The 265-nt window shown below is 34.3% G+C and carries 1 protein-coding gene; it reads left to right on the top strand.

Going from position 1 to position 265, the window contains the following annotated elements:
• Positions 1-265: type ISP restriction/modification enzyme (locus BN338_RS09730; protein ID WP_039761838.1), on the top strand; the 265-nt coding region annotated here is incomplete at both ends.

Raw genomic sequence — 265 nt, 5'->3', positions numbered from 1 at the left:
TTACAGGTACAGGAGCAAAGAAAGATTTTTCTGCACTTATGATTAAAGATTTACCTAATCTAGATACAATAGAAAAAGGTCAATGCTTTCCACGCTATATTTACGAAGACACTACGATCTCAAAAAATAAAAGTGGGAAACAATCCCATTTATTTACAGAAAAAAGCACAACAGTTGGTTTACAAAGGCGTGATGCCATTACTGATGAGGGTCTAGCACATTTTAAAGCAGCTTATCCTCATGAAACTATCACTAAAGATGATCT

Source organism: Bartonella queenslandensis AUST/NH15 (genome assembly GCF_000312585.1).
Taxonomy (GTDB): Bacteria; Pseudomonadota; Alphaproteobacteria; order Rhizobiales; family Rhizobiaceae; genus Bartonella; species Bartonella queenslandensis_A.
Note: the sequence above shows the minus strand (reverse complement) of the source record. Positions and strands in the feature narration are given on the sequence as shown.